This is a genomic window from Cellulosimicrobium composti, from assembly GCF_009711085.1.
In the GTDB taxonomy this organism is placed as follows: Bacteria; Actinomycetota; Actinomycetes; order Actinomycetales; family Cellulomonadaceae; genus Cellulosimicrobium; species Cellulosimicrobium composti.
Window position 1 is genome coordinate 1 of sequence record NZ_WMKA01000074.1, and the last position, 11,803, is coordinate 11,803.

Below are 11,803 nucleotides of genomic sequence, written 5' to 3' on the forward strand. Positions count from 1 at the left end.
CGACCGCGACGGCCGCGGCGCGGCCGGACGGGGCCGCGGCGGCGGGCGCATCAGGCCTCGCCCCCGGCAGGTGCCGCGGCGCCGTCGGCGCGCTCGGCGATGCGGGCGAGGACGACGTCGCCCAGCTCCGTGACGTCGCCGGCCCCCACGGTGAGCACGAGGTCGCCCGGGCGCGCCGCGTCGGCGACCCGCCGCGCCGCCTCGACCCTGTCGTCCACCGCGGCCACGACGACGGCGGAGCCGTCCATGAGGTCCGTGATCGTGCGCGGGCCGACCGTCGGGTCGGGCTCCTCGCGCGCGGCGTACACGCCCGTCACGACGACCTCGTCCGCGCCGCCCAGCGCGCGCGCGAACTCGCGCGCGAACGTCGCGGTGCGCGAGAAGAGGTGCGGCTGGAACAGCACGAGCACGCGCCCGCCGGCCGCGACGGGCCGGGCGGCGGCGAGCAGCGCGGCGACCTCCGTCGGGTGGTGCGCGTAGTCGTCGACGACGCGCACGCCGCCCGCGCTGCCGCGCTCCTCGAACCGGCGACCCGTGCCGAGGAACCCGTGGGCCGCGGCGACCGCCGTGCCCGGGTCGACGCCCAGCACGACGGCCGTCACGACGGCCGCGGTCGCGTTGAGCGCGTTGTGGTGGCCCGGCACGCGCAGGCGCAGCTCGAGCCCGTCGAGCGTCGCGGGGCCCACGGACCCGGCGAGCATCGCGCGGACGCCCGGCCGCCCGTCGTCGTCCGTGGGCGCGACGTCGAAGACCCGCACGTCGGCGTCGGCGGACGCGCCGTACGTGACGACGGCGCCCCCGTCGCGCGCGTGCGCCGCGGCGAGCGCGCGGGCCCCGGCGTCGTCCGCGCACGCGACGAGCGTGCCCCCCGGGACGATCCGGGCCGCGAAGTCGACGAACGCCTGCTCGAACGCGGCGCGCGACCCGTAGTGGTCGAGGTGGTCGGGCTCCACGTTGGTGACGACGGCGACGTCGGGCGCGTAGTTGAGGAACGAGCCGTCCGACTCGTCGGCCTCCGCGACGAGGACGTCGGAGCCCAGGTGACCGCCCGCGACCGGCCCGTCCGCGGTGAGCACGGTGCCGCCGATCGCGAACGACGGGTCGAGCCCCGCGCCGCGCAGGACCGTGGCGATCATCGCCGACGTCGTCGTCTTGCCGTGCGCGCCCGCGACCGCGACCGACCGGCCGCGCGCCATGAGCGACGCGAGCGCCTGCGAGCGGTGCAGCACGCGCAGCCCCGCGGCGCGCGCGGCCGCGAGCTCGGGGTTCGACTCGCGCACGGCGCTCGACACGACGACCGTGTCCGCGCCCGCGACGTGCGCCGCGTCGTGGCCCACCCAGACGCGCACGCCGTCGGACCGCAGGGCCGCGAGCGCGTCGCTCTCGCGCGCGTCCGAGCCCTGCACGCGCACCCCGTGGGCGGCGAGGAGGCGCGCGACCACGGACATGCCCGCTCCCCCGACCCCGACGAGGTGCACCGTGCCGAGCTCCCCGAGCGGCACGGGTCGCGCGACGTCCCGGCGGGTCACGAGCGCGCCCCGCCCTGCCCGGCCGCGGCGACCGCGTCGGCGACGAGGTCGGCGACCCGCGCGGCGCCGTCGCGCACGCCCGCGCCGGCGGCGGCGCGGGCCATGCCGTCGAGCCGGGCCGGGTCGCCCAGGAGCGCCGGGACCTCGCGCGCGACCCACGCCGCGTCGAGCTGCGCGTCGTCCACGAGCAGGCCACCGCCCGCGGCGACCACCGGGCCGGCGTTGAGGCGCTGCTCGCCGTTGCCGATCGGCAGCGGCACGTAGACCGCGGGGATGCCGAGCGCCGCGAGCTCGCTTACCGTGCCCGCACCCGCTCGGCACACGACGACGTCGGCGACCGCGAGCGCGAGCTGCATCTCCGCGAGGTACTCGCGCACGTCGTACCGCGCACCGGGGTGGGCCGCGACGGCGGCCGCGGCGGCGTCGCGCACCGCCGCGTCCTTGCCCTTGCCGGTGAGGTGCAGCACCTGGGTGCCTGCGCCGAGGAGCGCGTCCGCGGCTCCGGACACCGCCTCGTTGAGGCTCTGCGCGCCGAGCGACCCGCCCGTCACGACGAGCGTGCGTGCCCGCGGGTCGAGCCCGAGCCGCGCGGCGGCGTCGGCGCGCACGGCGTCCGCGTCGGCGGCGCGCGCGGTCACGAGGTCCTGGATCTCGCGGCGCAGCGGCAGCCCGGTGACGACGCCGCCCTTGAGCGGCGTGCCCTCGAACGTCACGCCGACGCGCGCGGCCCACCGGGCGCCCAGGCGGTTCGCCAGGCCGGGGCGCGCGTTCTGCTCGTGGATGACCACGGGGATGTCGCGGCGTCGCGCGGCGAGGTAGGCGGGGGTCGAGACGTAGCCGCCGAACCCGACGACGACACGCGCGCCGGTCTCGTCGATCGCCGCACCCGCCGCGTCGACCGCCGACCGCAGCCGGCCGGGCAGGTTGACCCACTCGGCGCTCGGGCGCCGCGGCAGCGGGACGCGCGGCACGTACCGCAGCGGGTACCCGCGCGCCGGGACGAGGTCGTCCTCGAGCCCGCCTGCCACGCCGAGCGCGGTCACCACCACGCCGGGCTCACGCGCCCGCAGCTCGTCCGCCACCGCGAGGAGCGGGTTCACGTGCCCCGCCGTCCCGCCGCCCGCGAGCACCACCGAACCGATCGTCGTCACGTACCTCGTCGTCCTTTCCCTGCGGCAGCCGCCGCGTCCTGTCTGTGGTCCGAACCGCCCGTGCCGGGGACGGGCTCACCGCGTCCGGCGCCGGGGCGCCGCCCGGCCGACGACGGCGAGCGAGCGGCGCACGACGCTCCCCCGCGCGGCGAGGGCCTCGGCCGCGCCGGGCTCCGTCCGCGCGAACGAGATGAGCACGCCGAGCGCCGCCATGGTCATGATGAGCGCCGAGCCACCCGCGGAGACGAGCGGCAGCGGGACGCCGATCACGGGCAGGAGCCCGATGACGACGCCGATGTTGATGAACGCCTGCCCGACGATCCAGCACGCGATCGCGGCCGTCGTGATCTTCACGAACGGGTCCGGGTGGCGCCGCACGATCCGGCTCGTCGCGACCCCGACGATGACGAACAGGCCGAGGACGAGGAGCGTCCCGAGCAGGCCGAGCTCCTCGCCGATGACCGCGAAGATGAAGTCGTTGTGCGCCTCGGGGAGGTAGCTCCACTTCTCCCGGCTCGCACCGAGCCCGACGCCCGTGAAGCCTCCCGTGCCGAGGGCCCACAGCCCGTGCCGGGACTGGTAGCACTCGCCGAGCGTGTCGGTGCACTCGCGGTACGTCGCGAGGATGCGCCCCAGCCGGTCGCCGCCGTCCTGGTTGAGGATGAAGACGTACGCCACGACGAACGCGGCGACCGCCGCGCCGAGGGCGAGCAGCCGCCCGTCGGCGCCCGAGACGAAGAACGCGCCGGCGACGAGCGCCATGACCACCAGGGCGGTCCCGAGGTCGTGCCCGGCGAGCACGAGGCCGATCACCAGGACGGCGACCGGGACGGCGGGCACGACCACGTGCTTCCACTGGCCGAGCAGCCGCTGCTTGCGCCCGAGCACCGCGCCGAGCCACAGCGCGAGGCCGAGCTTGGCGACCTCGGCCGGCTGGAACGTGAACACGCCGAGGTCGATCCACCCGGCGTTGCCGTTGACGCTCTTGGCGAGCGGGGTGAAGACGAGCATCTGCAGTCCCAGGGCCGCGACGAGCGCCGGCCACGCGAGGCGCTTGTACCAGTCGACCGGGATCCTCGTGGCGACCAGGAGCACGGGCAGGCCCATGAGCGCGAACTTCGCCTGGTCGAGGAACGCGCCGAACGGCGACTTGCCCGCCGCGATCTGCGTGACCGCCGAGCTCGAGAACACCATGACGAGACCGACGATCGTCAGGAGCGCGGTCGCGCCGACGAGCAGGTAGTAGCTCGTGACGGTGCTGTTCCACTGCCCCAGCCACTGCCGCTCGGTGCGCGCGGGCGTCGTGCGCGGCCGCCCACCGGTGCGCGCCGGCGACGACCCCCGGGCGCGCGACGACGTCCGGCCCGCTCCCGCGCGCGGGGTCGTGCGCGTCGACGGCGCCCCTCGTCCGTTCGCGGTCTGTGTCATGGCCGTCCCGGCCTACCCGTGGTCGGGGCGCAGCGCGCGCGCCGCGTCGGCGAAGGCCTCGCCGCGCTCGGCGTACGAGCGGAACTGGTCCATCGACGCGCCCGCGGGCGCGAGCAGGACGGTGTCGCCGGCCTGGGCGAGGCGGCGCGCGGAGTCGACGGCGCGGGTCATCACGGTCCCAGTGTCGCCAGGATCGACGCGGACCACCGGGATATCGGGCGCGTGTCGGGCGAGCGCCCCGGCGAACGGCTCCGGGTCGACGCCGATGAGCACGACGGCGCGAAGGCGGTCCGCGCGCGCGACGACGAGCTCGTCGAACGACGCGCCCTTCGCGAGCCCGCCCGCGACCCACACGACGGTGCCGGGCGCGAACGCGGCGAGCGACGCGGACGCCGCGTGCGCGTTCGTCGCCTTCGAGTCGTCGACGTACGCGACGTCGTCGACGACCGCGACCTGCTCGATGCGGTGCGAGCCCGTGCGGAACGCGCGCAGGCCGTCGCGCACCGCGACCGCCGGGACGCCGTGGGCGCGCGCGAGCGCGGCCGCGGCGAGCGCGTTCGCCACGACGTGCGCGGGCACGACGCCGTCCGCGCCCGCGAGGTGCGCGAGGTCGCCGAGCGTCGCGAGCTCGGCCGCGTGGGAGTGCCGGTCGGGCGCGTCGGCGGGCGCGTGGAACGCGCGGTCCACGAGGACGTCCTCGATCACGCCGAGCTGGCCCCGCGCGGGCGCGCCGAGCGTGAAGCCGACGGCTCGCGCACCCTCGACCACGTCGGCCTCGCGCACGAGCGCCTCGGTGCGCGGGTCCGCGACGTTGTACACGCACGCGACCTGGGCGTCCTCGAAGACCCGGCCCTTGTCGGCCGCGTACGCGTCCAGCCCGCCGTGCCAGTCGAGGTGGTCGGGCGCGACGTTGAGCACCGCGCCGGCCTCGGGCGAGGTCGTGTGCGTGAAGTGGAGCTGGAAGCTCGACAGCTCGACCGCGAGGACGTCGAGCGTGGGGTCGAGCACGGCCTCGACGACCGGCGTGCCGACGTTGCCCACGGCCGCGGCGCGCAGCCCGCCGGTGCGCAGGATCGTGTCGAGCATCTCGACGGTCGTCGTCTTGCCGTTGGTGCCGGTGACGGCGAGCCACGGGGCGGGCCGCCCGGCCGGGCCGTCGACCCGCAGGCGCCAGGCGAGCTCGACCTCGCTCCACACCGGCACGCCGCGCTCCCCCGCCGCGACGAGCAGCGGGTGGCTCGGGGGCCAGCCCGGCGACACGACGACGAGGTCGGTCGCCGCGAGGTCGACGTCCGCGGCGTCGCGCAGGTCCGCGTCGTCCGCGCCGGAGTCCACCGTGACGACGGCGGCCGCCCGGGTCGCGAGCGCCGCCGCGGCGGCACGGCCGGACACCCCGAGGCCGGCGACGACGACGCGCGCGCGGTCGAGCGGGACCGCGAGGTCGTGCGGGTCGCGCGCCACTAGCCGACCACCCACTCGGCGTAGAAGATGCCGATGCCGAGCGCGGCGAACAGGCCGGCGATGAGCCAGAACCGGATGACGATCGTGACCTCGCCCCACCCGGAGAGCTCGAAGTGGTGGTGCAGCGGGGCCATCTTGAACACGCGCCGGCCGGTCATCTTGAAGAAACCGATCTGGATGACGTCGGAGAGCACGATGATGACGAACAGGCCGCCGACGATGAGCGCGAGGAACTCGGTGCGCGTGAGGATCGACAGGCCGGCGAGCGCGCCGCCGAGCGCGAGCGACCCGGTGTCGCCCATGAAGATCTTCGCGGGGCTCGCGTTCCACCACAGGAAGCCGAAGCACGCGCCGACGATCGCCGCGGCGACGATCGCGAGGTCCTGCGGGTCGCGCGTCTCGTAGCAGCTCGGCCCCGCCGACGCGAGGCGCTGGCACGTCTGGTTGAGCTGCCAGATCCCCACGAGCACGTACGAGCCGAAGACGATGAGCGAGACGCCGGTCGCGAGGCCGTCGAGCCCGTCCGTGAGGTTCACCGCGTTCGACCACGCCGTGATGAGGAAGTTCGCCCACACGACGAAGAGGACCAGGCCGACGGTCGCGCCCGCGAACGCGAGGTCGAGGTTGGTGTCGCGCAGGAACGAGATGCGCGTCGAGGCGGGGGTGCGGCCGTGCTCGTTGGGGAACTGCAGCGCGAGCACCGCGAACGCGATGCCGACCGCACCCTGGCCGACGATCTTCGCGCGCGCCGTGAGGCCGAGGCTGCGCTGCTTGCGGATCTTCGTGAAGTCGTCGAGGAACCCGACGATCCCGAGCCCCGTCATGAGGAACAGCACGAGCAGCGCCGACACGCTCGGGAACCGCCCCGACACGACGTAGGACAGCGCCCAGCCGACGAGCGTCGCGCCGATGATGACGACGCCGCCCATGGTGGGCGTGCCGCGCTTGGTGAAGTGCGCCGTCGGCCCGTCCTGGCGGACGAACTGCCCGTAGTTGCGGTGCACGAGGAACCGGATGAACAGCGGCGTCCCGAAGAGGGCGACGAGCAGCGAGACGCCCGCCGCGACGATGATCGCGATCATGCGTGGTCCCCTCCCGGCGCGGTACCCGCCGCGGCGAGCTCGTCGCCGAGCCGCCACAGCCCGGACCCGTTGGAGGCCTTCACGAGCACGACGTCCCCTTCCCGCAGCTCCTCGCGCAGCAGCGCGGACGCGGCCTCGACGTCGGGCACGAAGCGCGTCTCGTCACCCCACGACCCCTCCTGGGTCGCGCCGTCGTGGATGCCTCCGGCACCCTCGCCGACCACGACGAGCAGCTTGACGTTCAATCGGACCACGAGCCGGCCGATGTCGTCGTGCGCGACGCGCGAGTCGTCGCCGAGCTCGAGCATCTCGCCGAGCACGGCGACCGACCGGCGGTCGCGACCCGCCATGACGGCGAGCGCCTTGAGGGCGGCGCGCATCGAGTCGGGGTTGGCGTTGTACGAGTCGTCGATGACCGTGATGCCGTCGGGCCGCTCGGTGACCTGCATCCGGTGCGGGCTCAGGGCGCGCGCGTCGGACAGGCGCGCCGCGACGTCGGGCAGCGCGACCCCGAGGCGCAGGGCCGCCGCGGCCGCGGCGATCGCGTTCGTCACGTGGTGCTCGCCGACGAGCCCGAGGGTCACGCGCGCGCGCCCCTCGTCGGCGCCCGCCGACGCGCCCGGGCGCACGCGCAGCGTGAACGACGCGCGGCCCGTGCGGTCGATCCCGAGGTCCTCGGCGCGGACGTCGGCCGCGGGGATGGTCCCGAACGTCACGACCTCGCCCGGCGCGGCGTCCGCCATCGCGGCGACGCGCAGGTCGTCGGCGTTGAGCACGGCGACACCGCCCGGCGCGAGCCCCGTGACGATCTCCGCCTTCGCGCGCGCGACGGCGTCGATCCCCCCGAACTCCCCGAGGTGGGCGCTGCCCACGACGAGGACGACCGAGACGTCGGGCGGCGCGATGCGCGTGAGGTAGGTGAGGTGGCCGACGCCGCTCGCGCCCATCTCGAGCACGAGGAACCGCGTGGTCTCGTCCGCCTCGAGCACCGTGAGCGGGAGGCCGATCTCGTTGTTGAACGAGCCGCGCGGGACGACCGTCGGGCCCTCCGGGCGCAGGAGCTGGCCCAGGAGGTCCTTGGTCGTCGTCTTGCCGACGGAGCCCGTGACCCCGACGACGCGCAGGTCACCGCGCTCGCGCAGCGTCGCGAGCACGTGGCGCGCGAGCTCGCCGAGCGCCGCCTGGACGTCGTCCACGACGACGCACGGGACGTCGAGCTCGCGCGCGGCGAGCACGAGCGTCGCGCCGGCCGCGACCGCACCCGCGGCGAAGTCGTGCCCGTCGACGTGCTCACCGGGCAGCGCGACGAAGAGCGACCCCGGTCCGACCCGGCGCGAGTCGACGACGACGGGTCCCCCGACCCGGACCGCAGGGTCGGCGGACAGGCGTCCGCCGGTCGCTGCGGCCACCTGCGCCGCAGTGAGCTCGATCATGCGTGGTGCTCCTTCAGATCGTCGGGGGTGTCGTGGGGCGGCGTCGGCGCGGGGCGCTCCTCGAGCGCGGCGCGCGCCTCGACGCGGTCGTCCAGGGGGTGGTCCACGCCGGCGATCTCCTGCCACACCTCGTGGCCGCGGCCCGCGACGAGCACCGTGTCGTCGGGCCCGGCGGCGGCGACGGCCTCCCGGATCGCCCGGGCGCGCGGCGCGACCTCGAGCACGACGACGTCGCGCGGCTCGGCCGCCGCGGCAGCCGCGTCGCGCGCGGCGAGCGCGCCCGGCAGCACCTCGGCGCGGATCGCCGCCGGGTCCTCGCCGTGCGGGTCGTCGTCCGTGACGACGACGACGTCGGCGCCCTCGACCGCGACGCCGCCCATCGTGGGGCGCTTGCCGCGGTCGCGGTCGCCCGTGGCGCCGAACACGACGACGAGCCGGCCCGGCGTCGTCGGCCGCAGCGCGTCGAGCGCGAGCGCGAGCGCGTCGGGGTTGTGCGCGAAGTCGACGACCACGCGCGGGCGGTGCGGCGGCCGCGAGACGACCTCCATGCGGCCCGGCACGGCCGGGGCCAGGCCGCCGCCGGCGTCGAGCGCCGCCTGCAGGTCGCGCGCGTCCGTCCCGGCCTCGAGCACGAGCGCGAGCGCGAGCGCCGCGTTGGCGACGTTGAAGGACCCGGGCAGGGACGTCGTCGTGCGCAGGACCCGGCCGTCGCGGTGACGCAGCGCGAACGCCGTCCCCCCGGCGACGAGCGGCTCGACGTCGGTGACCGTCCAGTCGGCGTCCGCGCCCTCCCCCGCCGCGGAGGGTGCGACGCGCAGCGTCGCGACGGGGATCCGTGCGGCCGAGGCCATGCGCTCGCCCCACGCGTCGTCCACGACGACGACGCCGCGGCGCGCGTGCTCGGGCGTGAACAGCAGCGCCTTCGCCTCGAAGTACTCCTGGAGGTCGCCGTGGAAGTCGAGGTGGTCCTGGCTGAGGTTCGTGAAGCCCACGACGTCGAACACGAGGCCGTCCACCCGGTGCAGCGCCAGCGCGTGGGACGAGACCTCCATCGCGAGCGTGCGCACGCCGTCCTCGCGCATCGCCCCGAGCAGCGCCTGGAGGTCGGCCGCCTCGGGCGTGGTGAGCCGGCTGGGCAGGACGCGGTCGCCCGAGCGCATCTCGACCGTGCCGATGAGCCCGCCCGTCCAGCCGAGCGCGCGCAGCGCGTGGTCGACGAGGTACGTCGTGGTCGTCTTGCCGTTCGTCCCCGTCACGCCGAACGTCGTGAGGTCGTGCGCGGGGTTGCCGTAGACCCAGGCCGCCACGGGACCGAGCAGGGCCCGCGGGTCCGCGGCGACGAGCACCGGGACGGCGATCCCCTGCCCGGCGAGCAGCCGGGCGCCCTCGGCGTCGGTGAGCACGGCGCGGGCACCGCGGCCCACCGCGGCGGGCGCGAAGCGCGCCCCGTGCGCGCGGGCGCCGGGCAGCGCGACGAACAGGTCGCCCTCGTCCGCGGTGCGGTCGTCGGACGCCACCGACCAGACCTCCACGGCGCCCGGCGACGACCCGTCGTCGGGTCCGTCACCTGCGCGGACGTCGAGCCCGAACCGTGCTGCCAGGTCCTCGACCGACCGGCGGGTGGTCGCGGCAGGACGAAGACGGTCGATCGGGGATGTCACGTGTAGAACCTACCGTGCCCGCAGCGGCACCCCGGCAAGGCGGACGGCACCGGGCGGCGCCGCGGCCCACGCTTCACCGGACCTTCACCGGCGGCGGCCCGGACGGTGAGGTTCACCACGTCGTCGGGATGGGCACGTACGGCTCGGTGCTGGGCTGCACGCCCTCGTGCTCGAGCGTGAAGCCCATGATCTCGGAGAACACCGGGGCCGCCACCACGCCGCCGAAGATCGACGAGCGCGGGTTCTTGAGGAAGACCGCGACCGTGAACCGCGGGTCGTCCGCCGGCGCGACGCCGATGAACGACGCCATGATCCCCGACAGCCGGCCGTCCGCGCCGGCCGCCTCCGCGGTCCCCGTCTTGCCCGCGACCCGGTAGCCGGGCACCGCGGCGCTCGACCCGGTCCCCTCCTCGACGACCGACTCCATCATCCGCAGCACCGTGTCCGCCGTCTCCTGCGAGACCACGCGCACCGGGTCGGGCCGGTCCGCCGGCACGAGGTCGCCGTGCTCGTCGGTCGTGCCCGACACGAGGGTGGGCGTCGCGCGCAGCCCGCCGTTCGCGATGGTCGAGAAGACGCTCGTCGCCTGGATCGCGTTGACGGACACGCTCTGGCCGAACAGCACCGCGTACTCCGTGCGTCCGTCCCACTCGTCCGCGGGGTGCAGGATGCCGGCGGACTCCCCCGGCAGGCCGAGGCCGGACTTCTCGCCGAACCCGAACTTGCGCAGGTAGTCGTAGCGGACCTGCTTCGGGATCTGCTCGCCCACCTGCACCGTCCCCGTGTTGGACGACTCGGCGAGGATCCCGGCGAGCGTGAGCCGCTGGACCGGGTGGTCGTGGGAGTCCTTGAACGTCTGCCCGTTCGGCGTCGTGTAGCGGTCGGCGACCTCGAACTGCGTCCCGGCGTCCGCGTAGCCGCCCTCGATCGCCGCGGCCATCGTGACGACCTTGCCCGTCGAGCCGGGGTCGAAGACGTTCGAGACCGCCCGGCTCGCGTGCGCCACGGCGTCCGTCGAGCGGTCGTTCGGGTTCACCGTCCCGGAGTCCGCCAGCGCGAGGACCTCGCCCGTGCGGACATCCTGCACGACGGCGATCCCGTAGTCCGCGCCCGTCTCGCTCACCGCGCGGTCGACGGAGTCCTGCGCCTTCCACTGCACGTCGCGCGCGACCGTGAGCTGCACGTTGCGCCCCGGCACCGCGTCCACGACCTCGCACCGACCCGTCGGGATCTGCTGCCCGCCCAGCCCGGCCTCGCACTCGCGCGAGCCGGGAGTGCCGGCGAGCACGTCGTCGTAGGACGCCTCGATCCCGCCCGCGCCGGCCTGCTCGGCGTCGACGAACCCCACGAGGTTCCCCGCGACGGTCCCCGCGGGGTACGTGCGCTCGCTCGTCATCGTCGTGCTGACCCAGGCCGAGAGCCGCAGGTCCGCGATCTGGCGCTGCACCTCGGGCGTGACGTCCTTGGCGAGGACGAGGTACCGCGACGTGCCGACGAGGTCCGCCGCGAGCTCGACCGCCGAGCGGCCGAGGAGGGGCGCGAGGAGCTTCGCGATCCCCACGGCACCGCCCTCCTGGAGCGGCTCGCCGTCGACGAGGTCGCCCGGCCGTGGCTCGAAGTCGGCGATCCGCAGCGGGTCCGCCGCGACCGTGTACCGGTCCACGGAGGTCGCGAGCACGACGCCGTCCGCGTCGGTGATGTCCCCACGATGGGCCAGGAGCGTCGAGCTCCGGGTGCGGTCGGCGCGCGCCTCCGCGGCGAGCGCCGGGCCGCGCAGCACCTGGACGTTGACGAGCTGGGCGACGAAGAGCGTGGTGACGAGCCCCGCCACGACGATCAGCCAGCGCTGGCGTCGCTCGGGGCGGCCCGGCTCGCGCGCGGCCCGGGCAGGGCGCGCAGGCGGGCGCCCGCTGCGCCCGACCGACGCCGTGCGGGCCGTCGCGCGGGTCGTCGTCGTGCGTCCGCGCGGCGTCCCGGCACGCGCCGAGCCCGTGCGACCCGAGGCCGCGGCGCGACCCGACGTCGTACCGCGACCCGACGACGCGGTGCGACCCGACG

9 protein-coding genes are annotated in these 11,803 nt (G+C 76.0%); 1 reads left to right on the plus strand and 8 read right to left on the minus strand.

Annotation, left to right across the window (positions count from 1 at the left end; all coding sequences use genetic code 11):
- Positions 1-50 precede the first annotated feature (50 nt).
- The 8 genes from murC to GJV82_RS18455 form a co-directional block, all read right to left on the minus strand.
- Complete coding sequence (murC, locus tag GJV82_RS18420) at positions 51-1,448, minus strand: UDP-N-acetylmuramate--L-alanine ligase (RefSeq protein WP_081772328.1); 1,398 nt, start codon at positions 1,446-1,448, stop codon at positions 51-53.
- A 77-nt stretch (positions 1,449-1,525) separates the two neighbouring features.
- Positions 1,526-2,680 (minus strand): undecaprenyldiphospho-muramoylpentapeptide beta-N-acetylglucosaminyltransferase, encoded by a 1,155-nt coding sequence (gene murG / locus GJV82_RS18425; protein ID WP_024840629.1) that lies wholly within the window; start codon positions 2,678-2,680, stop codon positions 1,526-1,528.
- A 75-nt stretch (positions 2,681-2,755) separates the two neighbouring features.
- On the minus strand, positions 2,756-4,108 hold the full coding sequence (gene ftsW, locus GJV82_RS18430) for a putative lipid II flippase FtsW (RefSeq protein ID WP_155100224.1): 1,353 nt from the start codon (positions 4,106-4,108) through the stop codon (positions 2,756-2,758).
- Positions 4,109-4,120: 12 nt separating this feature from the next.
- Entirely contained in the window at positions 4,121-5,569 is a 1,449-nt protein-coding gene (gene murD, locus GJV82_RS18435; RefSeq protein ID WP_115942412.1) for a UDP-N-acetylmuramoyl-L-alanine--D-glutamate ligase, read from the minus strand.
- A complete protein-coding gene (mraY, locus tag GJV82_RS18440) occupies positions 5,569-6,651 on the minus strand; it encodes a phospho-N-acetylmuramoyl-pentapeptide-transferase (RefSeq protein ID WP_024840626.1) in 1,083 nt (360 codons plus the stop codon). The genes murD and mraY overlap by 1 nt, the downstream gene beginning before the upstream one ends.
- The gene (locus tag GJV82_RS18445; protein WP_155100225.1) at positions 6,648-8,084 is read right to left on the minus strand and encodes a UDP-N-acetylmuramoyl-tripeptide--D-alanyl-D-alanine ligase; all 1,437 of its coding nucleotides are present in this window, start codon (positions 8,082-8,084) and stop codon (positions 6,648-6,650) included. The genes mraY and GJV82_RS18445 overlap by 4 nt, the downstream gene beginning before the upstream one ends.
- Positions 8,081-9,745, minus strand: a complete 1,665-nt coding sequence (locus tag GJV82_RS18450; protein ID WP_024840624.1) for a UDP-N-acetylmuramoyl-L-alanyl-D-glutamate--2,6-diaminopimelate ligase — start codon at positions 9,743-9,745, stop codon at positions 8,081-8,083. Before GJV82_RS18450 ends, GJV82_RS18445 begins: the two co-directional genes overlap by 4 nt.
- A gap of 112 nt (positions 9,746-9,857) precedes the next feature.
- Complete coding sequence (locus tag GJV82_RS18455) at positions 9,858-11,576, minus strand: peptidoglycan D,D-transpeptidase FtsI family protein (RefSeq protein ID WP_231492840.1); 1,719 nt, start codon at positions 11,574-11,576, stop codon at positions 9,858-9,860.
- On the opposite strand from GJV82_RS18455, the gene GJV82_RS20850 reads away from it, so the two are divergent.
- Positions 11,560-11,803: hypothetical protein (locus tag GJV82_RS20850; RefSeq protein WP_318657821.1), on the plus strand; the 244-nt coding region annotated here is incomplete at its 3' end. The two genes, GJV82_RS18455 and GJV82_RS20850, sit on opposite strands and share 17 nt — an antisense overlap.